Source organism: Candidatus Magnetobacterium casense, assembly GCF_019173545.1.
Classification (GTDB): Bacteria; Nitrospirota; Thermodesulfovibrionia; order Thermodesulfovibrionales; family Magnetobacteriaceae; genus Magnetobacterium; species Magnetobacterium cryptolimnobacter.
In genome coordinates this window covers 1-1,004 of the sequence record NZ_JABXWD010000810.1, presented here as the reverse complement: position 1 = coordinate 1,004, position 1,004 = coordinate 1, and the positions used below count along the sequence as shown (strand labels likewise).

Sequence of the window (1,004 nt, the reverse complement as noted above, 5' to 3'; positions counted from 1 at the left end):
ACAAGATAGCTATCGCCGGTTATTTACACGATATTGGCAAGTTTGCAGAAAGGGCGGCAGATGAGGGGTTTCACTTAGAGCAAGAATACAAAAATAACAATGAGCGTCTATATCAGCCGTATTACAACAATCGTTACACCCATAGCCATGCACTCTATACGGCGGCATTCATTGAATACATCGAGAAGTATCTGCCAACTATGTTTAATAAGGGTAATTGGGGGATGGGCGATTCGTTTATCAACCTTGCCGCAGGGCACCACAAGCCAGATACCCCTATGCAGTGGATCATAGCGGTTGCCGACAGGGTAAGCAGCGGTATGGATAGGAGAGAGTTTGATGACTACAATAACGAGGTTAAAGTCAGGGACTACAAAAAGACACGGATGCTCTCTATTTTTGAGGGGATATCCCTGGAGGATAAGCATAAGGGAGACGATATCAACTCCTACAAGTTCAGATATCTCTTAAAGAGGCTTTCACCTGTGAATATTTTTCCAGTAGAGGGTGATGAATACTGCACGTTAGACAGCAAATCAGCAACGAAGGAGTATACCAAACTGTTCAAGGATTTTGTAGCGTCACTTGACAATATTTTACACAAAGAAGAGATACCTCTGTGGTTTGAGCACTTTGATAGCCTCTTCATGACCTATGCCTCAAGTATTGCCTCTGCCACCGTGGGCAGGACAATACCCGATATCTCACTCTATGACCACTCCAGGACAACCTCTGCCATTGCCTCGGCCATTTACATGTATCATCAACAGACCGACAGTATGGACACAGAGCGGATCAAGGATTACGAGGATAAAAAGTTCTTGTTGGTAACAGGGGATTTCTACGGCATCCAGGACTTCATCTTTGCCGGGGGTGGCAGCACAATGCAGGCCGCTGCCAAGCTCCTGAGGGGAAGGTCGTTTGCGGTTTCGCTTCTGTCAGAGCTGGCCGCCCACCTGCTATGTACGAACATAGGGCTAACCCCGTCCTCGATTATCTTAAAC

General features: G+C 46.5%; 1 protein-coding gene. It reads left to right on the top strand.

The features are described from left to right. Window positions 1-1,004, top strand: a 1,004-nt coding sequence (cas10, locus tag HWQ67_RS19735; RefSeq protein WP_218254405.1) for a type III-A CRISPR-associated protein Cas10/Csm1, incomplete at both ends; no start/stop codon positions are given.